We start from the raw sequence: 25,449 nt of genomic DNA, 5'->3' as shown, positions 1-25,449 counted from the left end.
TGTGGTTGACCCTCTAGAAAACTTCCCGTATGTCTTTAAACCCAAAAAAGGTCATGGTATCAATAGCCAATACCATGGTCTGGTTTACAAAAATGTATTGACGACGTATACTCACATCAATGCCTTAAGTACCAATGTCTGGGCCAAAGGCATTATCAATCAGGCAAAATACTATCAAAAAAGGAGAAAGGAACATGCATAAATATGTCTGTTTTTTAATTGCCCTTCTAATTGTAACAAGCGTTCACTTAACCTATGCCAAAGACCATCCCTATGGTGCCATTATTTTGCTTGATGAAGTTAGAGACACCTTTGATGCCCAGGGACATGAAACCTGGTATGAACACCAGCGAATAGAGGCGCTTAACACTAAAGGTATTCAAGAGTTTGGAGAGATTGTAATTCCCTTTTCTACACAATTTCAACGTCTAAAGGTCCTTAAGGCTGTAACCATACTCCCCAATGGCGAGCGGCTTAAACCAGCCAAAAATGCCTATAACATTGTATCACCACCCTTTGTTATGGATGCCCCAATTTATTCTGATATTAAATATCAAACCATCTCTATGCCTGGCCTTTGCCCTGGAGCAGTTATTGACTACTCCTATGAATTAAAAACGATTAAGCCTTATATGCCAGGTCAGTTCTGGGCTAAAAATTTTTTTGAGCAGAAATACCCGGTAAAAGAGGCCATTTACCAGCTAACCGTGCCTAAAAACAAAATTCCCAAAATTTTATTAAAGCACATCAAAATAAAGCCTCAAAAGAAGGTAACTGATAAAGCTATCACCTTTATTTTTAAGGCCCACAGTTTATCTGCCATTGACCTGGAGCCTTACAGTCCACCGCTTGGAGAACTAGCCGCCTCTATTGCCATTTCTTCAGTGCCATCGTGGAAAGTAGTTGCCAAGTGGTATCACCAATTAGCCCAAAAGGCCTTAATCCCTGATGCTGCCATTAAAAATAAGGTCAAAGTCCTCACCCAAGGCTGTTCTAGCAAGTGGGAAAAAATCAGGGCAATTTATAATTATGTGGCTCAAAATATTCGTTATGTGGGAGTAGAATTTGGAATCAATGGTTATAAGCCTCACCCTGCCTCTCAAATCTTTAAGTTACGCTACGGTGATTGCAAAGATCACTCAACGCTGCTTATTGCCATGCTTAAGGCAGCTAGTATTAAGGCCTATCCAGTGCTTATCCCTACCTCCGAAATTCCCAACTTAGATGTGCATTTGCCTATGCCTGGTGCCTTTGACCATGAAATCACGGCCGTTAAAGTCAATGGCCAATATATTTTTCTAGATAGCACCGCTGAAAGTGCCAGTTGTGGTGACCTGCCACCTTCAGACCAAGGCCGTAGGGTGCTCATTGTCGGTGACCAGGGTCAAGCCATTTTGGTTCAAACACCTGTCTTTCCATCTAAACATAATCAAGTAGTCTATAAAGCCAGTTTTTCCCTGGATGCTGATGGCAGACTTAGGGGCAGGGGTTCTTTAATTTATCAAGGGGTTTATGCCATGTTTCGTCGGGAACAATTTATTCACATGACCCCAGGAGAAAGAAAAAGGGAGTTAGAAAAGACCATCAACGATATCAGCCCTGGCGCCAGGTTGTCAAAGATGGACATTTCGGATTATCTTAACCTCAACCAATCTCAACTCACCATAGATTTTGATTTTAAAGACAACTTTTATGGCACCAAAACGGCTCATCTTTTGCTATTTCATCCTCCTCTTTTGCCCTTATCGCATTTAGCGAGCTTTGTAGCCATGGCCCATCGCCATTATCCCTATAAACTTGGTTATTGTTTTTTAAAAAGAATGCAAATTACTATTCATTTGCCATCAGGTTACAACCTTCAGTTTATTCCTGAAGATTATGTGTTTAAAAATCAGGCAGGCTCTCTTATGCTTAGATGGCACCCCGCTAAAGATACTATCACGGCTGAAGAAGTTCTTATAGTTACTAAGAGCCAATTCTCACCTTCAGAATATCCTGCTCTGCGGCAACTATTTACCCAGGCCTTAAAGCTTAATCGCAATCAATTGATAATCTTGCGACACACTGCCTCTACAGCAAAGGTAAAAGCAGTACATTTTCTTAAAATGGTCTCCAGCCAGCCACCAAAAGCAGGTCCAGTTCCTAAAAAAGCCGCCGTCGCAATTCTACAACTTCAAGGTCAGGGGCCTTTACGAAATTAAAATCAGGTCGATTTAAAATTTGGTGACCCTTTTGAGGCGTCCAGATAATTTCCATAATTTAAGGAAGGTGTCTTCGTTGGGCCACTGACCAGGCATGATTGGGCAAAAGGATATCAGTCATTTCTTTAACCTTTTTGGCACTTTCAAAGGCCTCTATGGCATTAATATGAATCCCCGGAGTTACTACTGGGCCAATTTTTGGAAAATTTTCTTCATTACAGCAGAAACCAGTAATAATGGCTGGGCCTTCATTGGTATTAATGACTACTGATTGACCGCCTGGGGTATGACCTGGTGTAAATATCACCTTGATGCCATCAGTGATTTCCTGATCTCCTTCAATCGTGATGACATTAAGACCATCCAGCAGATCAGAATAATAACGGTGGTCAATGGGATGAGGATTTAAGAAAAATTCATATTCGGCCTTTTGGACATAAATTTGGGCTTGAGGACATTTGTAATCGTTTTCGCAATGGTCGTTGTGTAAATGGGTATGGATAATAATGTCAATATCTTCAGGCTTTAGCCCCAAACTGGACAAGGCATCCTCAAAATAAAAAATCTTTACGCCATATTTTTGTTCCACCTCTTCAGGGACCATAAAGTCTTCAAGACCGGTGTCCACCAAAATGTGTTTATCCCCTCCTTTTAAATAAAACATCATAATCGGTATCCAGATGCGGCGACCATAGAACTTAAGATAGGTCATCATTCCCTGGTCGGTTTCCTTGGCCCCAACAACTAGAGGATAAATGGTATAAGTAGTCATTTTACAAAAACCTCCTAAATAATTTCAAATTCATCATAAAAATTCTTCAAAAGAAAATCAATGACTATCCCAAAATTCGCGATTGATTTTCAAAGCTGCCAAAAAATTACTTTCTTATGCCTTCACTGCTCTGGAAAAGGTTATTTGAGCTACATTGCGACCTAGATTAGATAAATGGATAAACTTTATCTTCATGTAACCTGCAAGGCACCTTTCTTCAAGAAGGTTGATGTAGTAGGAGTTTTTTGGTTTTTAATATATTGGGGGGGGATAAGAGCCGTATGAGTCGAGAGACTTATGTACTGGTCTGTGAGGGTCTGAAGGGGAGGCTCCCTTGGGCTACTCGACTAAAAAACAGTAAGTGCAAGCGTTATCTCTGCCTTGAAGAGATTTTTTAGTAAAGGATAAAAAAAGAGAAATTTCTTGAACTTAGTCTCTTAGAATTTTATAATACCAACTGATTTTTCTTTAATTTAAATTTATTTTAGGAGGAAATTTCTGTGATAAAGAAGATTTTAGTCCCTGTGGACGGATCAAAATATTCAATGGATGCAATTAACTATGCAACTTATCTGTGTAAATTAACAAATGCCAGTATATTGTTGATTCACTGTAGAAGAAAAATTTCTTCACTTTTGGGAGAACCATTTTATCAGCAGGCCTTAACCAAGGTGTTGACTGAATCTGAGAAACTACTGGCTCCATTTTCAAAGCTCCTGAAGCAAAATGGAGTAAACTTTGAACAACGGGTTTTAGAAGGCCGTCCTGGAGAAAAAATTTGTGAAGTGGCAAAGATTGAAAATGTTGACTTAATAGTTATGGGTTCCAGGGGGTTATCTGACCTTGAAGGCCTTTTTCTTGGAAGCGTTGCCCATAGGGTTTTACAATCAAGCCCATGTCCCGTTTTAGTAGTAAGAGGGGAGAACATATTTAGAAGTTAAAATTTAATCCCCCCTCTTAATATTGTGGGTGTTATCTTGATTTCAGGGAACCAGCCAAAAGTAAAGTGACCGGACTTGTAACTGTATCGTCAGTTAGTACATTGACACAAGCGGCTTTTGTACTTTTTAATGCACGACTTAAGGCTGGGTTAAGCTCTTGTTCCATGGTTACAAATTCACCATGACCTCCAAGGGCTTCAACTATTTTTTCATAATGTGCGGCCCTGAGTACAGAACAGCAAGTCCTATCACTACCATAGTTTAATTTTTGGCCGTGTTTGATCATACCCCAGCCTTTATCATTTGATATTACACACGTTATTTTGACATTGTGTCTTATAGCTGTATCAAATTCCATTGCATTGAATCCAAAGGAGCCATCCCCATTTATTACAAAGACTTCTTTATCTGGCTGTGCCAATTTTGCTGCAATAGCAAATGGAATTCCAGTTCCTAAACATCCAAATAGTCCACTAGCAGCCCCTAGCACCCCTGCCTTTGAATAGGCCCTAAGACCCATCAAGGCAAAATATGAAATGTCCCCACCATCTGCAATAAAAATGGAATGTTCAGGTGCAATTGATCTTATCTCTTGAACCATCCTGGCTGGATGAATGGGGTTTGTCTTTTTATTTCTATCTTCTATCTCTTTGGATATTAAAGGCAAATAAGAGTCCTTTAGTTGTTTTAAATAGTTTTTTTTATTAGCAGTCCTCACATGTTTTATTAATTCTTTTAGGACCAAGCCCACATCTCCTGCAATACCTATATCAGATGGTCTATTTCTGTCTATTTCAGCAGGATCAATATCAACTCTTATGTGTCTTGCTTGTGGAAATGTTTGTCCATATAAAAACAACCAATTATACCTTACACCCAGTGAGATAACTAGATCGGCTTGGGAAAGTGCTGTTAAGATTCCTGTCTGACCTCCGTCCCATATAGAGCAAGGGTGATCATCTGGCAAAACTCCTCTGCCAGCATTTACCAATGCAAAGGGGATGTTTGACTTTTCAATTAGTCCTTCAAGTTCAGATTTACAGTTGCTAAAGGCAATGCCACTACCTCCAATTAGAAAGGGCCTATTTGAGATATTTATTAATTCCGCTGCTTTTTTAATTAGATCTGGGTCTCCTTGGTAGATATGTTTTTTAAGTGCTGGTGGATAGTTTATTTCTGACTCCTCTATCTTTTTATTTAACACATCTGGGGGAACTTCCAAAAACACAGGCCCAGGTCTGCCTGATATGGCAATTCTAAAAGCAGAGTTCAGATATTCTGGTATCCTGGAAATATCCATGCATTTTGCACTCCACTTAACGTATGACCTGACCATGTCCTGTTGATTTATATCTTGCAGTGCCCCTCTATCTATATCTCTTATTGGTGCACTACCTGATATTAGGATCAAAGGTACGTTGTCCAGGTACGCATTTACTAGACCTGTTATCCCGTTGGTGAACCCTGGACCTGCAGTGAGGATGGCAATGCCAGGATGGCTTCCATATATGGACCATGCATGGGCCATCATGACTGCTGATTGTTCATGTCTCACATCTATAGACCTTATTTGGTATTCAAAGAGTCCGTCTAAAATACAGTCAATGTGACCTCCGCAGAGTCCAAAAATGGTATTAACTTTGAGGTGTTCCTTTAAATACTTGGCAAATATATGACCCCCAAGAATCCTTGCCATAATTAACCTCCTGCTTTTTATTTAATGTTTGAACCATATTAGACTGCTTTTAAGTTCTTAATCAACCACAAAGTAAGTAAATATTACAAGGTATTGTATGGAGTTATTTTTAGTTGAAACTTGAAATTTTCTCTGATAGTTAGTGCTTCACAAAGGGAAATTTATTTTTTTGAAAAATCACTGTTTATGTGTGGAGGTTAAAAGTGAAGGTTCCAAAGCTCAGGATTGGTTCACATGAAGTTGAATTTCCAATAATACAAGGTGGGATGGGTGTTGGAGTATCTTTGAGTGGATTGGCCTCTTCTGTTACTAGTTGTGGTGGTGTTGGGGTAATATCTGGTGCATCAATAGGTTTTTTGTCAGAAGATTTCAGAAAAAATCCCCATGCCACTAATATTCAAATGTTAAAAAAAGAAATTTTAAAGGCCAGAGAAAGAATTAGAGATGGCATAATTGGTGTTAATTTGATGGTAGCTCAAACGGATTATGAAAATTTAGTAAAAGCAAGTTTAGAAGCTGGGATAGATATAATATTTTCAGGGGCTGGCCTTCCCTTAAACTTGCCTAAAATAAAAGCACAATATCCTCACAGCAAGACATCACTTGTGCCAATAATTTCTTCTCCCAGGGCAGCAAAGATTATATGTAAAAAGTGGCTGAGATTAAATTATTTACCAGATGCATTTGTGTTAGAAGGTCCAAAGGCAGGGGGACATCTTGGTTATTCACTAGAAGAACTAAAAAAAATGGAGATTAACTTAGTTAGACTTTTAAAGGAAACAAAAGCAGCCATTTCTCCTTTTGAGGCAGAATATGGAAAAGAGATACCTATTATTGTGGCTGGAGGTGTATATAGTGGTGGGGATATTGCAAGTATGTTAAGGTCAGGGGCCTCAGGAGTACAGATGGCCACTAGATTTGTTACCACCGAGGAGTGCGATGCCTCTATTAAGTTTAAAGAAGAATATATAAGGGCAAAAAAGGAGGATATAGTATTTATTAAAAGTCCAGTTGGTTTGCCAGGAAGGGCAATAAAGAATAGATTTTTAGAATTAGTTGAAAAAGGGGAAAAGATACCTGTAAAGTGTCCATATCACTGTATCAAAACATGTAATCCAAAAGAAGCTCCGTATTGTATCTCTTTGGCACTAATAAATGCCCAAAAGGGCGATTTGGACAATGGCTTTGCATTTGCAGGGGAAAATGCCTATTTAGCCACAAAAATAACAAGGGTAAAGGATCTATTTGATGAGTTAGTTCAGGGTATTTTAAAGAGTTGATGATATCTTTTGTTTTAACCTTGACACCATAAAATTATTGAAATATAAACTTTCACTTTCAGGTATAAAAAAGGAAATATAAAAGGAGGTTTTGGCTTTGGCTAATACAAAACAGGCTCTCAAAAGACATAGACAATCACTAAAGAGAAGGGCAAGAAATAGGGCAATTAAAAGTAGAATGAAAAAGGCCATTAAGAGGGTGAGACTGGCGTTAGAAGCAAAGGATAAAGATATGGCACAGGCCGCACTCAAAAATGCCACTTCAATCCTAGATAAGGCGGCATCAAAGGGAGTTATCCATTGGAAAAATGCTGCAAGAAGGATCTCCAGGCTGTCCGCTCAAGTAAGTAAATTAAATTAAAAATATCTGTTTGTTTCAATATCATTGATTATAACTGCCCAGGGATATAACCCTGGGTTTTTTTTGTTCCAAAGAAAGAGATGAGTTGCTATTAACTGGAAATTTTTATTGCAAAACAGAAAGCAATTGAGTAAATAGGAAACACTAACTTTTTTGGTGGAGGAGCTTTTTTAATGTATAGACCTCTCCTAATGGGACTTGTATTTATAACCCTAATTGGATGCGCGTTTAACGCTCCTTCCTTGGTCCCTCCATATGTGCTTGGAATAAAAATAGATATTTCAAAACTCAAAAGGGATCTTTCCCAATATAATCTATATTACTCAGGTCCTGTCTACAATCCATCAGCTATCTTGTTTCTTAAAAAAGATGCAAAGGAAGAAATTGTTCTGGGTAAAGATTATAATAAGATAAAAGATTCCAAACTATTTGGAGATTTAATAAACAGAATTGAGTATCTTCAACCAGATCTGTATGCTCTGGTTGCTAGGAATGACAATATGCCCCATGTAGTAGGGTATATTTATACCCCTGGGACTACTGCTCTGAAAAAAATAAGGGAAAAGAAGTATCTCTTGCTTCCAGTTGAAGAGCAATTTAATGATATCTACTATGGTGGTAATGAAGCTAATAGGGGTAAATTAAATAATAAGCAATAAGGGCGTAGTATGGTAGTCAAACATATTATTAACAGAAAATGGTGCAAAGGCTGTGGTATCTGTGTTGAATTTTGTCCAAAAAAGGTTTTAGAGATAGATAGGGAAGAAAAAGTAGCAGCTGTGAGACCACAGGATTGTATTGGGTGTAGAATGTGCGAATATAGATGTCCAGATTTGGCCATAGAAGTATTAGTGGAGAAAGAAGATGAACAAACAGCAGCTTAAATTTATTCAGGGTAATGAGGTGTGCGCAGAAGCCGCACTTTATGCGGGTCTTGAGTTTTTTGCTGGATACCCCATAACTCCTTCATCAGAGATTTTAGAATTCATGGCCAAAAGGCTTCCAGCAACCGGTGGAAGTTTTGTGCAGATGGAAGACGAGATAGCTTCCATGTGTTCAATAATTGGGGCGTCTTTAACTGGAAAAAAGTCAATGACTGCTACAAGTGGTCCTGGTTTTTCTTTAATGCAAGAAGCCCTTGGATTTGCCATTATGGCTGAGATACCATGTGTGGTAGTGGATGTTCAGAGATTTGGTCCATCAACAGGGCTTCCCACTCAGGGGTCGCAACAGGATGTGTATCAGGCAAGATGGGGAAGGCATGGGGACCACTCTATAATTGTTTTAACAGCATCAAATCATCAAGATCTATTTAAGATAACAGTAGAGGGATTTAATTTTTCAGAGACTTATAGAACCCCTGTAATCCTACTTTTTGATGAAGCAGTTGCCCATCTCAGGGAAAAGGTGATTATCCCGGAAGTTGGAGAGATACCTGTTATTGAACGCCTGAGGACATCGGTGCCTGAGGGGGTTGACTATCATCCCTATTTGCCAAGGGAAGATGGTCGTTTGCCCATGTCTGATTTTGGCGGTAAACACAGATACAATGTTACAGGGCTTTTCCATGATATGTGGGGATTTCCCACAACTGATCCAAAGGTTGTACATGGACTATTGCACCATTTGGTTGATAAAATAGAATCAAATGTACACGATATAGCCAGATATAAGGAGTATTTTTTAGATGATGCTGATGTGGTTTTATTATCTTATGGTTCCTCTGCAAGGACAGCTCTTCATGTGGTCAGATCCATGAGACGCAGGGGAGAGAGATGGGGCCTTTTGGAGTTGCAAACCCTATGGCCATTTCCTTCCTATCTTGTGAGGGAAAAGTGTGAAAATGCCGATTTTGTCTTTGTGGTGGAAATAAACATGGGACAGCTTGTTCATGAAGTAAAAAAATGTGTGGATTATCCTGAAAAGGTGTATCTTATAAATAGGGTGGATGGTGAATTTATCACCCCCACAGATATTAGAAATATCACACGGGTTATACTTGGGAGGGGAGTATAAGTGGACTATTCAATCAAAGATTATATAAGGAAGAGATTTTTTCCCCACTTGTGGTGTCCAGGGTGTGGACACGGGGTGGTGTTAAATAATTTGCTCAGAGCAGTAGCTGAGTTAGGTATCCCTAAAAATGAGATAGTCATGGTTTCTGGAATAGGTTGTTCTTCCAGGATTTCAGGTTATGTGGATTTTCACTCCTTACATACCCTGCATGGCAGGGCCCTTGCCTTTGCAACTGGAGTTAAGATGGCCCGGCCTCAGTTAAATGTGATTGTTCCAATGGGAGATGGGGATGCACTGGCAATTGGAGGAAACCATTTTATCCATGCATGCAGAAGAAATATAGATTTAACGGCAATAATTATGAATAACAGGATATATGGGATGACTGGAGGTCAATTCTCACCTCTGTCAGGTAAAAATATATTGGCTACCACTGCTCCATATTCAAATGTAGACCCTGCATTTGACACTGTGAAATTGGCAGTGTCTGCAGGTGCCAGTTTTGTTGCAAGGACTACAACATTTCACTTTAAAGAGATAAAGGAATACCTAAAAAAGGCAATTATGCACAAGGGTTTTTCAGTTGTTGAGATTCTCTCCCAATGCCCAACCTATTTTGGACGGAAAAATAAGATGGGTTCTGCAGCAGACATGCTAAAATTTTTCAGGGACAATACAGCACAGATTGGATCCAAAAAGCTTGAAAAGAACCAGAACTTAATCCCCAGAGGTATATTTGTGGAAAAAGATGTGTGCGAATATACAAAAGAGTATAAAAAGCTCATACATCGGGTATGTAAAAAAGGCTCATAGCATGTGATATGGGTCCATATCCAGGATAACTTTAATGTCTTTTTTGTTTTTTGAGTATTTTTGAAGTATTTTAGCGGCAAATGATCTAATGGGTCCATAACTGTCCGCCTTTATAAGACATTGGTATCTCTTTTCTTTATTTAAAACAAAGATGGGAGCTGGGGCTGGTCCCAAGACTATAAGGTCTTTGGTTTTAACCTTCTGGATATAATCTGTTAAATCTTCTAAAAAGTCTAAATTTTGTTGGTCTTTTTCCCTTAAATGGAATCTTAGTAAGCCCAGTTTCACAAAAGGGGGATATCTTCTCAATCTTCTCAACTGAAGTTCGTGTTGGAAAAAACCTTCATAATCATTTTTTGTTATGTATTTCCAGCAGTAGTGATTTGGATTTCTAGTCTGGATGAAGACCCTACCAGGCTTCTCACCCCTTCCTGACCTGCCTGCTACCTGGACCAGTAATTGAAAGGTCCTTTCTGTAGCCCTGTAGTCAGGTAGGTTCAAGCCAATATCACCGTCTACTACCACCACAAGGGTTACACCGGGGAAATTGTGTCCTTTACTGCACATCTGTGTGCCAATAAGGATCTGATATTCTCCATTTGCAAAACCCCTTAATATGTCTTCCTCTTTTTTTTCATGCCTGTATGTATCCCTGTCCAATCTCAAAATTTTTGAGGTGTGGCCAAAGCTATCTGTTATTAGCTCTTCTATTTGTTCAGTACCAACATCAAGAGGTAAATATGATACTGATCCACATACAGGGCAGTCACATGGAAATGGGATTACATGCCCACAATAGTGGCATATAAGTTTCTCTACCTTCTTATGGTATGTCATTGAGACAGAACAATTGGGACATTTGACTACCTCCCTGCAGGATGTACAAAACACAAGGGGAGAAAACCCCCGTCTGTTCAAAAGTATAATGACCTGATCGCCCATATCCAGTGTGGATTTTATCTGGGAAAAGACTCTTTGACTAAAAGGACCATGTACAGGTTGTTCTTTATTTAGATCTACAAGATTTATCTCTGGTAAGGGATTTCCCTTTACCCTAGTATCCATTTTTAGAAGCTCAATTTTTTGATTTTGGGCGGCAAAATATGTCTTCACATCAGGGGTGGCAGAGCCATAGACAAGCAGGCTTTTAAATTTTCGGGCCAAAAGAAATGAAACTTCTCTCACATGATATCTAAGCCTTTCATCTTGTTTATAAGAGGAGTCGTGCTCTTCATCTATTATTATGGTTCCTATTTTTTTTAGGGGTAAGAAAATAGATGACCTGGTTCCTATGACTATATAAGGGGGGTTTTGATTTGCGATCTCCTTGAAGATTTTTGCCCTGAGACTTTTGGGAAGATATCCGTGATAAAAATATATTGGTACACCAGGGGAAAAATGTTTTATTTCTTTATACGTGGTCTCTGCCAGTGCCACTTCTGGAGAAAGTAGAATGCTGCTTTTATTTAACTCTAAAGACTTTTTTATTAGTTTTGAATACACCAGGGTCTTTCCACTTCCGGTTACTCCGTGTAAGAGCACTGTTTTAAAAAAACCATTTTCAATAACAGGTAAAAGACTGGATATTACACGGTCTTGTTCTTTTGTTGGTTCATAAGGTGAAAGAAATTTAAGTTTTTCACATACAGGCTGTATATATTTTTTTTTTGAGACCTGGATAAGATTTTTACTTAGGAGTACAGAAATTACTTTACTAGAATATTTCCCAAATTTTGATGTTAGTTGGGATTTGGGTAAGGGTCCATGGGCATGGAGATATTCTAAAATATTTAGTTGGGTCCTTGCGGTTTTTTTTATGGGCCACGGGGGTAATGAGATAAGTTCAACAACTAAATCTTCTCTGCTGCTGGTACAAATTTCAGTTTCACCATGTACCCATTTTTCTAAAACTGAAATAAGACCCTTTTCTTTTTTATTTAACATATTGTATAAGGCATGTCTTTTTCCTTTGCTGTCTAAAAAATACAACTTTAGTGAACATAAATCTGAGGGCATAATTGAGGAGATTACTTGTCCCATTTCCACCAATAGGTGAGATGATATGTCCTCAAATATCTCAAGCTGTTCTTTAAAAAAAATAGGTGTTCTGTCTATTGGCATAACCAGGTCTTTTATATCAAACTCCACCTCTTTTTTCACGGGTGTATCCAAGGTGATACCAATTAAATAACGATTTTTTACTGGAACTACCACCCGAAGGCCGGGATGGAAGGTAAAATTTTTTAGATAGGCTGGTATCTTATATGTATATTTTTTAAATGGTGGGGAGAGTAGGACAACATCTATAAGGTGCATCTTTTAGTTGCTTATTTGGAGGAATCATCTTGAGCATTTTTAACTTCAATTAGGTCCTCATCATCACCAAGACGTAAATCCAACGGATTGAAATTATCTGAAGAATCTGAAATGCTTTTTTCAAGATTGCTTATTTTTTGTTTTATGTCATTTGTTTTTTTGCTGGAAAATACTGAAAATTTTTCGAAAATGGATGTTATGCGGGAATCTTTTTCCATATCTTTTATTTGTTCTTGCATGCTGCATTTTCCATGCAAAATACCACCCTTTTCCACTGAAAAAACCTTTGTGGACACATCTCCAACAATCTTACCTTTGTCGCCAATAATAAGTGTTTCATGGGCAATGATATTTCCAATTACTTTTCCGTGCACTACTATATTTTTACCAGTTATATCACCTTCAATATATGCATTTTTATTTACATAAACATTTTCCTTGCACTCAATATAGCCCTTAAAAGTTCCTTCAATGCATATGCTGTCCTCGCCTTTGTAGTTTCCTTCAAAGGCACTATTTGATCCAATTAAAGTGGGGCTTGAATCTACATTTTCTTTTTTTTCTTTTTTTCCAAATGCCATTTTCTACCTCAAGGCCAGGCTTTTTAATCGCCTGTCATATATGTAGTATTTTGGGTTTACAGGTTTACCGTCAACTTCTACCTTGTAATGGACATGTGTGCCTGTACTGCGGCCAGTATTTCCCATATATCCAATCACATCCCACCTTTTTACCCTATCTCCCTTTTTCACAATCGCCTTGTACAAATGGCCATACAAAGTGACAATATGAGGAGTATGTCTTATGCGCACATAGTTCCCAAGGATACTATTCTTACCAACTTTAATAACTACTCCATCTGCAGGTGCAACAATTGGGGTCTTCCACTCACCAGCAATATCTATTGCCCCATGAAACTCCCGTTGTTGGGTAAAAGGATTTATTCGCCAACCAAACCCACAAGAAATCCAGAAATGATCTCCTTTTACAGGAAGGATAGATGGCATGTGTTTTAATTTTTTGTGTCTTTTTTCTAGATAATCTACAAGTTGTTCCATTGTTTCCTTTAAATCTTTAGAATACGATACAATATCTGCTTTATTTTTATTTGAGGTATTTTCGCTATCCTGTGAAGACAGATCTTGCTCTAATTGTGTTGAATTACTATAACCAAAACCTCCCTGGTGGGAAAATTTTCCTGAAACAACTTCTTGGTCTTGGAGGCCAAGAAACTTTTTTATTTTTACCTCCATTTCCTTCATATCTTTAAGTTCATTTTGGGTTGCTAAGAGTTTCTTCTCAAGGGTGGATATTTTTTTTGTCTTGCTCTTTATATTTGCCTTTAACTGAGAAATTTGTTTCTGGCCTTCTTGCACATTGGAATCTAACTGAATAATCCTCTGGTTTAATGAGATTATTTGTTTATTTGATTTGTAGATTTTGTATTGTTGATAAATTGAAAGTCCTCCCAGAAAAACAACGCTGAGGTAAATCATAATATGGAGAGAGATCAGTAGATATGTCTTAAATGTACTAAGCGAAATTCTATTATAGGTATTCTTAGACTTTGAAAACCAGACTATAGATACTTTTTTCAATTAGTGCATCTCCTTAGAATGTTGTTAGAAATTATATGCCAATCCATAATTATAGAATTCTATTAAACAAATTATTTTTAATTGTCAAATTTGACTTGGTAACCCTTTTGAACCTCAATAATTTTTAAGGTATCAAGGGCAGTGATTGGATAACTTAATAAAAAAAGGGGCTAGATCTAGCCCCTTTTTTTATTAACTGGTAAAAGAACCTTTAAAATTAGGTTTTCTTTTCTCTAAGAAAGCAGTGGCACCTTCTTTTGCGTCTTCACTGGCAAAGGATGTGGCAAAGGCTTCAACTTCCAGGGCACATCCGCAAGCAAGGTCCACTTCCACTCCACGATTTATAACTTCTTTAATTGCCCTAAGGGCAACTGCTGCCTTTGTTGCTATTGACTTTGCCACTTCCATGGTTTTGTCCATTAATTCTTCGTGTTTAAATACCTTTGCCACCAAACCAAGTTCCTTTGCCTCGTTGGCACTTATTTGTTCTCCAGTCATGCAGAGTTCCTTTGCCTTAGCCCTACCTATTAGTCTTGCAAGCCTTTGGGTTCCGCCAAAACCAGGTATTATTCCAAGGTTTATTTCTGGTTGTCCAAATTTTGCCTTTTCTGATGCATAGATAAAGTCACAACTCATGGCAAGTTCACATCCTCCCCCTAGGGCATACCCATTTACACATGCAATGGTTGGGATTGGGAGGTTTTCTATTTTAAAAAAAATATCCTGACCTTTTTTAGCAAATATTCTTGCCTGAAGGGAATTCATCTTTGGAAATTCAGAAATATCTGCACCTGCCACAAAGGCCTTGTCACCTGCCCCTGTTATTACCAATACCCTGGCAAGATTTTCTTTATAAATCCTATCTACTACATCCTCGATTTCATCTAACGTCTTAGGATTTAGTGCATTTAGTACCTTTGGCCTGTTAATAGTTAATAGAGCAACACCTTCTTTTACTTCAAAGAGAATGTTTTGATAATCCATAGCAACCTCCTTTTTTTACGTTTTTCATTATGTTTATGTTTTGTTTGATTATCTAATTTTGTAATTTCTGTCCATATAAAGTTGAAAGGTGGTTTAAAAAGTTGTATGCGTAATCTTCATTTTTAGAATTTTGTTGGGAAATAGATAAAATTTATTAAGGGGGATGATAATGAAAATAGTTTATGGAGTTTGGGGAGATAGGGTTATTGACAACCGTCATCTTCCCATGGACAAGATACCAGATGAACCAGTTTTTGATGGGTTGGACATATCAAAAAAGGGGAAAAAGACCCTGGCATTTGTTGCCTGGAATGGCTTTTTGATATTTGATGAATCAGTGGACTTAATAGACCTTATGAGAAAATATGTGGAGATTATTCAAAAGGATGTATCCTGTGGAAAATGTACCCCCTGTAGACTTGGCACTAAAGTTGCCATGGACGTGTTAATGCGTATAGTGGAGGGTGTGGGCAGGGAAAATGACTTAAAAATTTTAGAAAGGATGGCGGAACTCACCTATGACGGCTCCATGTGTGAGCTTGGACATACCTCTCTTATCCCTCTGGGAAAGGCATTAATTCATTTTAGGGACATATTTCTAGCATCCTTAAAGACCAAAAACCAGATAGACACATTGGATTATAGGTGGAAGGTAACGGCACCATGTATTGAGGCGTGTCCAATCCAGATAGATATTCCCCAGTATATTGAGTACATAAAAAGGGGTTATTATTCCCTTTCCCTCTTGACAATACAGGAAAAAAATCCCCTTTCATCTATTTGTGGAAGGATTTGTGTGGCCTTTTGTGAACATGCCTGCAGGAGAAAACAAATAGATTCTCCAATAGCAATAAAACACTTGAAGAGGTTTGTATCTGACTGGGTATATGAACTTGAGAAAAAAGATCCTTACAAAGATTTATCCAAAGAGCCTCCAAAGGGGAAAAAGGTGGCCATAGTTGGGGCAGGCCCTGCAGGACTTACTGCTGCTCATTTTTTGTTAAAAAAGGGATATGATGTACACATTTTTGAGGCAACAGACAGGATTGGTGGAATGATGATGTGGGGGATTCCAGAGTTTAGGCTTCCAGAAGAGGTCATAAAGAGGGATGTTAGATTAATTGAAGACCTTGGTGCAGAAATACATTACAACAAAGTCCTTGGCAGGGATATAACAATTAAAGGACTGAAAGAACAATATGATGCCCTATTTATAAGCATAGGGGCCAAGAGGACCAGGAGGTTAAATATTCCAGGTGAAGAAGATAACCCAAAAGGATATTATGAGGCATTGGAATTTCTGAAAAGATATAATAATGACGAACCCCTATATCTAGGTAAACGAGCTATTGTTGTGGGAGCTGGAAACGTGGCAATGGATTGTTGTAGATCATTAAAGAAACTTGGTGTTGATGAGGTATTGGTGGTATATAGAAGGACGGAAAATGAAATGCCAGCACACAGAGAAGAATATGAAGCAGCCATAAGGGAAGGTGTTAAATTTCAGTTTTTGGTTAACCCCACAAGGATTATTGTAAAAGATGGAAAGATAGTCGGGGTAGAGCTGGTAAAGATGAAATTAGGGGAGCCAGATTCCTCTGGAAGGAGGAGACCTGAGGTGGTTGAAGGTTCAGAATTTGTGGTTGATACTGACATGCTCATTCCTGCCATTGGACAGCAGATTGATTTAAGCTGGCTGGATAATGAAAAGGAACTTAACATTAAGAAGACGAAATGGAATACCATATCAGTTGATAAGGATACCTTGATGACAGATGAAAAAGGGGTGTTTGCAGGTGGTGACTGTGTGTTGGGTCCAGCAACCTTAATTGAGGCTGCAGCACAGGGTGAGAGGGCCGCTACATATATTGATCAATATCTAAGAGACGGTAAATTTAAAATTGAGGATTCTCAAATAATATCTGATATGTTAAAAGATACAGGGCTTTTTAAAGAAGCTCAATTTGTTGATTATTTTGAATCTGAGATAAATAAGAAGATGTTAATAGAAGAAACTCCACTTATAATTAAAAAGAAATCAGATCCAGAAAATATTATAATAACACCTATGGATGCCATTACAGATGCAGACAGGTGCCTTAGATGTTATAAGGTAATTTTGGTTGGTTTTGATAAAGGAGGAAATGGCAATGATTAATCTAAATATAGACGGAAAAAACATAAAGACACAAGCGGGTAAGACTATTTTAGATGTGTGCCAGGAAAACCATATAGAAGTTCCAACCCTTTGTTATTTGAAGAGGCTAGGTCCAATTGGAACATGCAGGATGTGTCTAGTTGAAATAGAAGGTTTAAATATTCCGGTTGCCAGTTGTACTACTAAGGCTAAAGATGGTATGGTAATTCGTACCAATACAGAGAGATTGGAAAGGATTAGAAGGGAAAATCTAAAGATACTACTTGCCCATCATCCGATTTCAATGTTTTCATCAATAGATGAAGACAATGAACTACTTCCACTTATACATAGATATGGAATTACTCCAGCAGAAATATATGAATATGGAACTGAACCAATAGAGTATAAAAAGTCAAAACATCCATCAAAAATTTTAAATTATAATCCAAATAGATGTATTTTATGTGGAAGGTGCATAGAGGCATGTACAGAAGTTACTAGGATTGGTGCCCTTATGTATGATGGAAAAGGTGCTGCAGCTGTGGTAAATGCTCAGCAAAAGACTATATTTTACAGTCCTGAGTGTATATCATGTGGTGAGTGTCTCTCAGTTTGTCCTGTAAATGCCATAGAATTTGAGAAGGTAAGATATGATGTGCCAAAGTGGGCTACGAAAGATGTTGAAACAATATGTCCATATTGTGGAGTTGGGTGTACAGTTATTTACAGGGCAAATAATGAAGAGATTGTTGGTGTTGAAAAAAAATATGAAAAAGGGGTTAATAAAGGAAGTTTATGTGTTAAAGGGAGATTTGGATTTGATTTTGCGGTAAAAGAAGACAGGTTAAAGACTCCCATGCTTCGAAGAGGCGATGGATTTGTACCAATATCATGGGATGAGGCCTATGATATTATTCGTGTAAAATTAATGGAGATAAAAGCAAAGTATGGTCCTGATGCAATTATGGGACTTTCTTCTGCAAAGTGCAGAAATGAAGACAATTATCTTTTTCAAAAATTTATGCGCGCAGCAATAGGAACAAACAATGTAGACCACTGTGCGAGGTTATGCCATTCGTCCACAGTGGCTGGTTTAAAAGAGGTATTTGGTGCAGGTGCCATGACCAATTCCATAGATGATATGTCCAGGGCAGATGCAATATTTGTAATTGGGTCCAATACAACAGAGGCCCATCCAGTAATTGGTACAATGATAAAGAGGAGTGTGGATGTCCTTGGAACTAAATTGATAGTTTGTGATCCAAGGAAAATTGAGCTAACCAAGTTTGCCTCACTTTGGATTCAACACAGACCAGGGACAGATGTGGCCCTGCTTAACGGAATAGCAAATATCCTTTATACAAAGGGAATGTGGGACAAGGAATTTGTCAATAATAGAACAGAGGGATTTGAAGAATATATTGAGACTATCAAAAAATATACCCCTGAGAAGGTAAGTTCCATTTGTGGAGTTACAGTAGAACAGTTGGAGAGGGCGGCTAAGTATATTGGTTCAGTTTCCAATGTGTCCTTTGTGTATGCAATGGGAATAACACAACACAAAAATGGTTGTGACACTGTGAAATCTGTGGCCAATTTAGCCCTTTTAACAGGTAATGTTGGTAAAGAGAGGAGTGGTGTAAATCCCCTTAGAGGTCAAAACAACGTTCAGGGTTCCTGTGATATGGGTGCCCTTCCAAATGTGTTGCCAGGTTATATGAGTGTGACTGACAAGAATGTGAGGAGATTATTTGAGGTAGTATGGGGTGTTGATAAACTGCCTGAAAAACCTGGTATAGAGGCTTCTTTGCTTACCCATCAAATAGAGGCGGGGAATATTAAAGCCCTCTATATAATGGGGGAAAATCCGGCTATAACTGATGCCAACTTGACTAGCTTCACAAAGGCCCTGGAAAGTTTAGAGTTTATAGTGGTTCAGGATATTTTTATGAGTGATACGGCAAAATATGCAAATTTAGTACTCCCAGCTGCATCCTCATTTGAGAGCTGTGGTACTTATACAAATACTGAAAGACGGGTTCAACTGGTGAGAAAGGTTTTAGAGCCAGTGGGAAATTCAAGGCCAGATTGGATGATTTTGAGCGATCTAATGAGACATTTTTCTATTAATGCCCATTACTCATCTCCAGAGGATATATTCAATGAAATTAGAAGCCTTGTGCCTCAATATAGGGGTATTACTTATAATAGACTCAGAAAGGGAGGTATCCAGTGGCCGTGTCCAAGTGAAGACCATCCAGGGACAAAATTTTTGTATAAAGACAGGTTTAGCACAGAAACAGGAAAGGCGAAATTTAGCCCAACGAGTCAGCCCTCTTATAAGGAGGACTTTGAGGGATTTGAGTACACACTGACCACAGGAAGGGTTTTGTATCACTATCACACAGGTACAATGACCAGGAGGAGTTATGCACTGGATAAACTGGTGCCAGAAGGTTATGTGTGTATAAATCCAGAGGATGCCAGGGAAATTGGTCTCAATGAGGGCGAAAAAATAAAACTAAAATCAAAAGTTGGCGAACTTACTGTTCCTGTAAAGATAACAGATATGGTCCCCAGAAAGGTTGTGTTTTCTACCTTTCATTTCTTTGAGGTTCCCATAAACACCTTGACCCCTGAGAGACTGGATCCTGTTTGTAAGATACCAGAGTATAAGGTAATTCCAGTAAACATTGAACCAGTTGTAGGATGATTTTAGACAATTTTGTGATGTTGTAATTTGGGTTAAACCTGAATTGATATTTTTATCAATTAACCACTTTAAATTTAAGAATTTTTATCAATTTAGGGACGTGCCATCCATGGTTTATCCAGCTCTGGATAGCACGTCCCTTTTGCTTGATAGTTTTTTAGCTCTGTTATACAAAGGTTTTTATTTCAATCTTTGAAAAAACAAGGGGCTTTTTATGGGTGTTTTTAGGCTTTGTGTGGGATTGTTGGAAGGTATTAGGGATGTGCGTGGTATCTCTTTAAAAAAACAGATAAAAAGGGACCTTGGCTTAGAATTAGATGAAGTGAGATTGATCAAGGTCTATACAATAGTTGGGGTATCAAAAAAAGAGATTGAAGAGATAATAGAAAAGGGGATACTACACGATCCTGTTGTAAATTTAGCATCTATTAGACCCATAGCCAAGGATTTTGACTGGATAATAGAGGTTGGATTCCGTCCAGGGGTTACAGATAATGAAGGGAGGATTGCAAAAGAGGCAATAAAAAATGGTTTGTTTATTGAAGATAGACCTGATCTGGCGGTGTATTTTGCTACCCAATATCTGTTAACAGGTAGAATAGATGAAGAAGATATAGGTAGGATCGCCAGGGATTTACTTTGCAATGAATTAATTGAGGAGTTCAGGGTTAAATCAAAATATGAATGGGAAAAATCTCCAGGGTTTGAAGTAAAGATCCCAAGGGTAACTGGCCTCTCATCTGATAGGGTGGAAATTATAAAATTAACTGAAATGGATGATAATGAGTTAATTAAGACAAGCAAGAATAGGGTCCTCGCCTTAAGTTTAGATGAGATGAAAGTGATAAAAAATTATTATTTGCAGGATCATGTTAGGGAATACAGGAAAAAGATTGGCCTGCCCAAAGATCCCACTGATGTTGAACTGGAGGCAATAGCCCAGACATGGTCTGAACACTGTAAACACAAAATATTCAATGCAAAAATAGATTATTTTGAAAGAAATACTCGGAAAAGAAGGACTATAAACAGTTTGTTTAAAACATATATTCAGAAATCCACAGATATTTTGAGAAAAAGATTGGGGGAAAAAGATTTTTGCCTGTCTGTATTTAAGGACAACGCTGGAGTTATAAAATTTGATGAAGAATACAGCGTTTGTATTAAGGTGGAGACCCACAATAGCCCCTCTGCCTTGGATCCATATGGTGGTGCCCTTACTGGTATTGTGGGTGTAAACAGGGATCCAATGGGGACAGGTCTTGGTGCAAATCTTATTTGCAATACAGATGTTTTTTGTTTTGCATCTCCCTTTTATGACAAGCCCCTTCCTCCAAGGCTCCTCCACCCAAGGAGAGTTTTAGAAGGTGTTAGAAAGGGTGTTGAAGATGGGGGGAACCAATCTGGTATACCCACTGTAAATGGTGGACTTGTTTTTGATGAAAGATATCTGGGAAAACCCTTGGTGTTTTGTGGAACAGTGGGGATGATGCCAAGTTTTATAAATCACAGACCATCCTATGAAAAAAAAGCAGAAATGGGTGATCTTGCAGTAATGGTTGGTGGACGGGTGGGTAAAGATGGAATACATGGGGCTACTTTTTCATCTGAGGCCCTGCATGAGGGTTCTCCTGCAACAGCAGTTCAAATTGGAGATCCAATAACCCAGAGAAAGATGTACGATTTTTTGATGAAGGCCAGGGACATGGGACTTTATAATGCAATAACTGATAATGGTGCAGGTGGGCTTTCTTCTTCAATGGGTGAGATGGCCAGGGACTGTGGTGGCTGTGAGATTGATCTTAAAAAGGTCCCTTTAAAATATGATGGGCTGGTGCCCTGGGAAATACTCTTATCTGAGGCCCAGGAAAGGATGAGTGTGGCTGTCCCCAAAAAACATATAGATAAATTTTTAGGGCTTGCAAAAGAAATGGACGTTGAAGCCACAGTTTTAGGTGAATTTAACGATTCTGGATATTTCAGGGTCAAGTATGGTGACAGGATAGTTGCTGAGCTAGATATGGAATTTTTCCATGAGGGGGTTCCCCAGATGAGATTAAGGGCAATTTGGGATCCTCCAGTGCAAGAACCATTTAAAGTGGATAAGACAGGAAAACAGAGTCCAAAAGACACATTGAGACAAATGTTGTCTAGGTTAAATATCTGCTCCCGTGAATATATAATCCGTCAATATGATCATGAGGTACAAGGGGGAAGCGTTGTTAAGCCCCTGGTGGGTGAATTTGTAGATGGCCCATCAGATGCAGCAGTGATTAGACCTATTTTAACCAAGAACAGGGGGCTTGTTGTATCAAATGGCATTTGTCCCCGTTTTAGCGACCTTGATACATATTGGATGATGGCCTGTGCAATTGATGAAGCAATAAGAAATGCAATCTCAGTTGGGGCAAATCCTTACCACATGGCAGGGGTGGACAACTTTTGCTGGTGCGATCCTGTCCAGTCAGAAAAGACACCTGATGGTCATTATAAACTGGCACAACTTGTACGTGCAAATATGGCCTTATCCCATTTTTGTCTTGGATTTGGAGTCCCCTGTATATCTGGGAAGGATTCCATGAAAAATGATTATGTAATGGGAGATATAAAGATATCTATCCCACCTACAGTTCTTTTTTCTTTGATCAGTGTCATTCCAGATATAAATCTATGTGTTACCTCTGATTTTAAACAGCCAGGGGAATATATTTATATTTTAGGGTTAACCAAAGATGAGATGGGCTCATCAGAGTTTGCCTTGGCTATGGATTTTAAATCTGGATATGTGCCACAGGTCGATCTTATTTCTGCTAGGGCTCGTTACAGAAAGATGTATGATGCAATGCAAAATGGTATTATATCTTCCTGTCATGATATATCAGATGGAGGTCTTGGTGTATCTGTGTGTGAAATGGCAATTGGTGGAAATTTAGGGACAGTTGTAGAAATAGATAATGTCCCATGTTGTCCTAGGGATATGGAATTTGAAAAAATCATGTATTCTGAGTCTCCTTCAAGGTTTGTGGTGGGGGTGAGTAAGTCTAAAAGAGAAGAGTTTGAACAATTATTTAAAGGTGATTTTTGTGCATGTATTGGAGAAGTTACAGAAAAAAGAGAAGTGGTGTTTAGATATAAAGACAAAGAGATAATAAGAGACCATGTGGAAGATATTAGATATTTTTGGAAAAAGACCTTAGATTTTTAGAGAGATAAAAATGTTTAACGTTCAATGTTCAACGTTCAACGTTCAACGTTTAAAGTTAAAAGTTCAATGTTTAAAGAAATGAATAATGTGATTTTCTTTTCTATAGTTTCTTTCATTTTAGGCGCATGTCTTGGGAGTTTTTACAATGTATGTATTTATAGATACATATCTGGCCAGTCCATAGTAGCTCCTGGTTCCCATTGTCCCAAATGCTCTCACGTCCTTTCCTGGTGGGAGAATATCCCTATTTTTAGTTATTTAATTTTAAAGGGCAGGTGTAAGAATTGTGGGGAAAAGATTTCCATTAGGTATCTAATTGTTGAGTTGATCTCAGCACTCTGGTCCCTGGCCCTATATATTAAATTTGGTTTTTCTGTTCTGTTTTTTGTCTTTCTTTTATTTGGTGGCATTTTTATAGTCCTCAGTTTTATTGATTTAGATATTTTTATTCTTCCAGATGAATTAACCTTAACTGGTATCATCCTGGCCTTTTTAAGTGGACCCATAATTGGAGTTTCCTTTAAATTTTCATTATGGGGATCAGTGTTGGGAGGAGGATTTTTCCTCTTGATTCAACAGGGATATAAGTTAATTAAAGGTAGGGATGGGCTTGGAACAGGGGACATTAAACTAATGTTTTTAATTGGTGGTTTACTGGGAGCTCCAGCAATTCCCTTTGTGATTTTTATTGGATCAATATTGGGACTTTTTGGCGGACTCTATTATTTAAAATTACAAAATAGTGATACCCAAAATCCAATACCATTTGGCCCTTTTTTGTGCCTGGCTGCATGTTTATATATCCTATGTGGAAAGGAGTTTATTTTGTGGTATTTGGGGTTTTTAACAAATTGAGTGTGAAGACAATTCTGGAAATTATTTGCCAGTAATAAACTTGTAAAAAATATTAAAATTGAGGTGATCTATTATGGGATATAGATTTTTAAATGAATATTCAGAAGATGAATTAAGGGAAGTTCAATTGCAAGGGTTAAAGAATACAATAAAACATGTGTACAAAGGAAGTGAGTTTTACAGAAAAAGGTTAAAAGAAAAGGGTATTGGACCTGATGATATTAAATCCCTTGATGATCTAAAATATCTGCCATTTACAACAGCCGATGATTTACGGGAAAATTATCCATTTCCATTTTTATCTGTGCCAATGAAGGATGTTATAAGGATACATGCATCATCTGGTACAACTGGAAAAAGGAAGATTTTGGCCTATACAAAAAACGATGTGGAAGTGTGGAAAATGATGATGGCCAGGTGTTTTGAAATAGCTGGTCTAACTCAAGAAGACAGGGTACAGATTGCAGTTGGCTATGGACTTTGGACAGCAGGGGTTGGATTTCAACTGGGGTGTGAGCATTTTGGGGCAACCGCCCTGCCCATTGGACCAGGAAATATGGAAATCCATCTGCAGTTTTTACAGGATTTAAAGCCAACGTGTATTTGTTCCACAGCTTCAATGGCGTTGCTCTTATCAGAAGAGGTAAAAAAAATGGGTCTAAGCCCAAAGGATATTTCTCTAAAAAAGGCCATATTTGGTGCAGAACCCCATACTCCCAAGATGAGACAGAGGATAGAACAGGCCTTGGGTCTTGAAGATTCCTTTGATATCCCTGGAATGACTGAGTTGTATGGACCTGGAACAGGGCTTGAGTGTTCTGCCCATTCAGGCATCCATTATTATGCAGATATATTTATTTTAGAAATAATCAATCCAGAAACCCTTGAGCCTGTTGAGGATGGTCAGGTAGGTGAAATGGTGGTAACTACCTTAAAAAAAGAGGCAGCTCCTTTAATTAGATACAGGACAAGGGACCTGTCCAGAAAGATTCCAGGTGAGTGTCCATGTGGACTAAGACTCCCTCGTCATGATAAGATCATGGGGAGGTCAGATGATATGTTTATCTTTAGAGGAGTTAATATCTATCCAACCCAGATAGCAGAAATTCTTGAAAATATACCAGAAATAAGTAGCGAATATCAAATTGAACTCTATAGAAAGGACGGACTGGATCACATGAAACTAAAAGTGGAAAGGGGTGAAGGTGTAACTATCGATATTGATGAAAATTTAAAGAAAATTATCAGTAATCGCTTAAGGAAAAAATTACTGGTTAGGGTGGAAGTGGAGATCTTTGATTTAGGTAAATTGCCCCGTACCTTTGCAAAATCAAAGAGGGTTATTGATAATAGGGATTAATTATTGCTTAGTTTAAATAATTTATCTGTCTCTGTTAGCGCGTTTGAATAAGCACCACTAACAATGTCAGTGGATATCTTTAGTTTATCTAGCAGTTCCATAAGCTCTTTCCATTCCCCCCTTTCCTGCTTTTCAATGATTTTAAGATAAGGCAACAGGGGGGATTGCCTTCCAATTAACGTGTCTTTAATTGATTCA

Annotated in this window: 21 protein-coding genes; 14 read left to right on the top strand and 7 right to left on the bottom strand. The window is 38.2% G+C overall.

The genetic code is table 11. The annotated features are described in order from the left end of the window. Together ACYQ0O_RS12280 and ACYQ0O_RS12275 are read left to right on the top strand one after the other, a co-directional pair. Positions 1 to 202: type 1 glutamine amidotransferase family protein (locus tag ACYQ0O_RS12280; RefSeq protein ID WP_459893491.1), on the top strand; the 202-nt coding region annotated here is incomplete at its 5' end. Next, complete coding sequence (locus ACYQ0O_RS12275) at positions 195 to 2,201, top strand: DUF3857 domain-containing protein (RefSeq protein ID WP_459893489.1); 2,007 nt, start codon at positions 195 to 197, stop codon at positions 2,199 to 2,201. The genes ACYQ0O_RS12280 and ACYQ0O_RS12275, both read left to right, overlap by 8 nt. 58 nt (positions 2,202 to 2,259) lie before the next feature. Here ACYQ0O_RS12275 and ACYQ0O_RS12270 read toward each other — a convergent pair whose 3' ends face one another. Further along, positions 2,260 to 2,973 carry an N-acyl homoserine lactonase family protein gene (locus ACYQ0O_RS12270; RefSeq protein ID WP_459893487.1) on the bottom strand — a complete coding sequence of 238 codons (714 nt, stop codon included), beginning with the start codon at positions 2,971 to 2,973 and terminating at the stop codon, positions 2,260 to 2,262. Between the two features lie 500 nt (positions 2,974 to 3,473). Between ACYQ0O_RS12270 and ACYQ0O_RS12265 the strand changes: the two genes are divergently transcribed. Next, positions 3,474 to 3,914, top strand: coding sequence for a universal stress protein (locus tag ACYQ0O_RS12265; RefSeq protein WP_459893485.1), 441 nt, complete (start codon positions 3,474 to 3,476; stop codon positions 3,912 to 3,914). Between the two features lie 31 nt (positions 3,915 to 3,945). Here ACYQ0O_RS12265 and ACYQ0O_RS12260 read toward each other — a convergent pair whose 3' ends face one another. Further along, positions 3,946 to 5,610: a thiamine pyrophosphate-binding protein gene (locus tag ACYQ0O_RS12260; RefSeq protein WP_459893483.1), complete on the bottom strand. Its 1,665-nt coding sequence runs from the start codon at positions 5,608 to 5,610 to the stop codon at positions 3,946 to 3,948. A gap of 203 nt (positions 5,611 to 5,813) precedes the next feature. Here ACYQ0O_RS12260 and ACYQ0O_RS12255 point away from each other — a divergent pair, with 203 nt between their 5' ends. The 6 genes from ACYQ0O_RS12255 (at position 5,814) to ACYQ0O_RS12230 (ending at position 10,080) form a co-directional block, all read left to right on the top strand. Beyond that, positions 5,814 to 6,890 (top strand): NAD(P)H-dependent flavin oxidoreductase, encoded by a 1,077-nt coding sequence (locus ACYQ0O_RS12255; protein ID WP_459893481.1) that lies wholly within the window; start codon positions 5,814 to 5,816, stop codon positions 6,888 to 6,890. A gap of 97 nt (positions 6,891 to 6,987) precedes the next feature. Then, a complete protein-coding gene (gene rpsT, locus ACYQ0O_RS12250; RefSeq protein ID WP_459893479.1) occupies positions 6,988 to 7,251 on the top strand; it encodes a 30S ribosomal protein S20 in 264 nt (87 codons plus the stop codon). Positions 7,252 to 7,424: 173 nt separating this feature from the next. Next, positions 7,425 to 7,910: a hypothetical protein gene (locus ACYQ0O_RS12245; RefSeq protein ID WP_459893477.1), complete on the top strand. Its 486-nt coding sequence runs from the start codon at positions 7,425 to 7,427 to the stop codon at positions 7,908 to 7,910. Between the two features lie 9 nt (positions 7,911 to 7,919). After that, positions 7,920 to 8,135 (top strand): 4Fe-4S dicluster domain-containing protein, encoded by a 216-nt coding sequence (locus ACYQ0O_RS12240; protein ID WP_459893475.1) that lies wholly within the window; start codon positions 7,920 to 7,922, stop codon positions 8,133 to 8,135. After that, positions 8,116 to 9,267, top strand: a complete 1,152-nt coding sequence (locus tag ACYQ0O_RS12235) for a 2-oxoacid:acceptor oxidoreductase subunit alpha (RefSeq protein ID WP_459893473.1) — start codon at positions 8,116 to 8,118, stop codon at positions 9,265 to 9,267. Before ACYQ0O_RS12240 ends, ACYQ0O_RS12235 begins: the two co-directional genes overlap by 20 nt. Further along, on the top strand, positions 9,268 to 10,080 hold the full coding sequence (locus ACYQ0O_RS12230) for a 2-oxoacid:ferredoxin oxidoreductase subunit beta (protein ID WP_459893471.1): 813 nt from the start codon (positions 9,268 to 9,270) through the stop codon (positions 10,078 to 10,080). Here ACYQ0O_RS12230 and priA read toward each other — a convergent pair. From priA to ACYQ0O_RS12210, 4 genes are all read right to left on the bottom strand, one after another. After that, positions 10,075 to 12,396, bottom strand: coding sequence for a replication restart helicase PriA (gene priA / locus ACYQ0O_RS12225; RefSeq protein ID WP_459893469.1), 2,322 nt, complete (start codon positions 12,394 to 12,396; stop codon positions 10,075 to 10,077). The genes ACYQ0O_RS12230 and priA overlap by 6 nt on opposite strands. 11 nt (positions 12,397 to 12,407) lie before the next feature. Further along, positions 12,408 to 12,977, bottom strand: a complete 570-nt coding sequence (locus ACYQ0O_RS12220) for a bactofilin family protein (RefSeq protein ID WP_459893467.1) — start codon at positions 12,975 to 12,977, stop codon at positions 12,408 to 12,410. Positions 12,978 to 12,980: 3 nt separating this feature from the next. Further along, positions 12,981 to 13,994 (bottom strand): peptidoglycan DD-metalloendopeptidase family protein, encoded by a 1,014-nt coding sequence (locus ACYQ0O_RS12215; RefSeq protein WP_459893465.1) that lies wholly within the window; start codon positions 13,992 to 13,994, stop codon positions 12,981 to 12,983. A gap of 192 nt (positions 13,995 to 14,186) precedes the next feature. Continuing rightward, positions 14,187 to 14,978: an enoyl-CoA hydratase-related protein gene (locus ACYQ0O_RS12210; protein WP_459893463.1), complete on the bottom strand. Its 792-nt coding sequence runs from the start codon at positions 14,976 to 14,978 to the stop codon at positions 14,187 to 14,189. 169 nt (positions 14,979 to 15,147) lie between these two features. Between ACYQ0O_RS12210 and ACYQ0O_RS12205 the strand changes: the two genes are divergently transcribed. The 5 genes from ACYQ0O_RS12205 (at position 15,148) to ACYQ0O_RS12185 (ending at position 25,251) form a co-directional block, all read left to right on the top strand. Beyond that, positions 15,148 to 17,136, top strand: coding sequence for an FAD-dependent oxidoreductase (locus ACYQ0O_RS12205; RefSeq protein ID WP_459893461.1), 1,989 nt, complete (start codon positions 15,148 to 15,150; stop codon positions 17,134 to 17,136). Continuing rightward, entirely contained in the window at positions 17,129 to 19,831 is a 2,703-nt protein-coding gene (fdhF, locus tag ACYQ0O_RS12200; RefSeq protein WP_459893459.1) for a formate dehydrogenase subunit alpha, read from the top strand. Before ACYQ0O_RS12205 ends, fdhF begins: the two co-directional genes overlap by 8 nt. Before the next feature lie 214 nt (positions 19,832 to 20,045). After that, complete coding sequence (locus tag ACYQ0O_RS12195) at positions 20,046 to 23,036, top strand: AIR synthase-related protein (RefSeq protein ID WP_459893457.1); 2,991 nt, start codon at positions 20,046 to 20,048, stop codon at positions 23,034 to 23,036. Between the two features lie 66 nt (positions 23,037 to 23,102). Continuing rightward, positions 23,103 to 23,891, top strand: coding sequence for a prepilin peptidase (locus ACYQ0O_RS12190; RefSeq protein ID WP_459893455.1), 789 nt, complete (start codon positions 23,103 to 23,105; stop codon positions 23,889 to 23,891). 73 nt (positions 23,892 to 23,964) lie between these two features. After that, positions 23,965 to 25,251, top strand: coding sequence for a phenylacetate--CoA ligase family protein (locus ACYQ0O_RS12185; protein ID WP_459893453.1), 1,287 nt, complete (start codon positions 23,965 to 23,967; stop codon positions 25,249 to 25,251). On the opposite strand, the gene ACYQ0O_RS12180 is transcribed toward ACYQ0O_RS12185, so the two are convergent. Next, on the bottom strand, positions 25,248 to 25,449 hold a 202-nt coding region (locus ACYQ0O_RS12180; RefSeq protein WP_459893451.1), incomplete at its 5' end, for a hypothetical protein. The genes ACYQ0O_RS12185 and ACYQ0O_RS12180 overlap by 4 nt on opposite strands.

It is taken from the genome of Desulfothermus okinawensis JCM 13304 (genome assembly GCF_054654515.1).
The sequence above is the reverse complement of the archived record's forward strand: the minus strand, read 5'-3'. Positions and strand labels throughout refer to the sequence as shown.

Coding starts and splice junctions, on each gene's coding strand:
- ACYQ0O_RS12195 (WP_459893457.1), top strand. CDS start 20,046: ATGGGTGTTTTTAGGCTTTGTGTGGGATTGTTGGAAGGTATTAGGGAT.
- ACYQ0O_RS12210 (WP_459893463.1), bottom strand. CDS start 14,978: ATGGATTATCAAAACATTCTCTTTGAAGTAAAAGAAGGTGTTGCTCTA.
- ACYQ0O_RS12260 (WP_459893483.1), bottom strand. CDS start 5,610: ATGGCAAGGATTCTTGGGGGTCATATATTTGCCAAGTATTTAAAGGAA.
- ACYQ0O_RS12245 (WP_459893477.1), top strand. CDS start 7,425: ATGTATAGACCTCTCCTAATGGGACTTGTATTTATAACCCTAATTGGA.
- ACYQ0O_RS12275 (WP_459893489.1), top strand. CDS start 195: ATGCATAAATATGTCTGTTTTTTAATTGCCCTTCTAATTGTAACAAGC.
- ACYQ0O_RS12185 (WP_459893453.1), top strand. CDS start 23,965: ATGGGATATAGATTTTTAAATGAATATTCAGAAGATGAATTAAGGGAA.
- fdhF (WP_459893459.1), top strand. CDS start 17,129: ATGATTAATCTAAATATAGACGGAAAAAACATAAAGACACAAGCGGGT.
- ACYQ0O_RS12205 (WP_459893461.1), top strand. CDS start 15,148: ATGAAAATAGTTTATGGAGTTTGGGGAGATAGGGTTATTGACAACCGT.
- ACYQ0O_RS12240 (WP_459893475.1), top strand. CDS start 7,920: ATGGTAGTCAAACATATTATTAACAGAAAATGGTGCAAAGGCTGTGGT.
- priA (WP_459893469.1), bottom strand. CDS start 12,396: ATGCACCTTATAGATGTTGTCCTACTCTCCCCACCATTTAAAAAATAT.
- ACYQ0O_RS12220 (WP_459893467.1), bottom strand. CDS start 12,977: ATGGCATTTGGAAAAAAAGAAAAAAAAGAAAATGTAGATTCAAGCCCC.
- ACYQ0O_RS12190 (WP_459893455.1), top strand. CDS start 23,103: ATGTTTAAAGAAATGAATAATGTGATTTTCTTTTCTATAGTTTCTTTC.
- ACYQ0O_RS12270 (WP_459893487.1), bottom strand. CDS start 2,973: ATGACTACTTATACCATTTATCCTCTAGTTGTTGGGGCCAAGGAAACC.
- ACYQ0O_RS12235 (WP_459893473.1), top strand. CDS start 8,116: ATGAACAAACAGCAGCTTAAATTTATTCAGGGTAATGAGGTGTGCGCA.